The 330-nt window shown below is 77.3% G+C and carries 1 pseudogene; it reads left to right on the top strand.

The annotated features are described in order from the left end of the window. A pseudogene (locus D8M29_RS13925) lies at positions 1–189 on the top strand (hypothetical protein); the annotation flags it as partial. Positions 190–330 lie beyond the last annotated feature (141 nt).

Below are 330 nucleotides of genomic sequence, written 5' to 3'. Positions count from 1 at the left end.
GCCGCCCTGATGGACGCGCTCGGAGCGTGGTTCCACCCGCTCACCGCGCTCCTCGTGGCCCTGGACGCCCCGATCCCGCCCGTCCCGTCGGAGGTGGTGGTCATCGGCTCGGGGGCGCTCGCGGCCGCGGTGACGGGCGAGGAGCGGGAGTTCACCTCCCCCGCCGAGCTGCAGGAGCGACCGCGGTGACGGGCGGGGACCCGGCCGCCCTGATGGACGCGCTCGGAGCGTGGTTCCACCCGCTCACCGCGCTCCTCGTGGCCCTGGACGCCCCGATCCCGCCCGTCCCGTCGGAGGTGGTGGTCATCGGCTCGGGGGCGCTCGCGGCCG

Origin of the sequence: Micrococcus sp. HSID17227, assembly GCF_003989405.1 — a bacterium.
GTDB classification, from domain to species: Bacteria; Actinomycetota; Actinomycetes; order Actinomycetales; family Micrococcaceae; genus Micrococcus; species Micrococcus luteus.
Note: the sequence above shows the minus strand (reverse complement) of the source record. Positions and strands in the feature narration are given on the sequence as shown.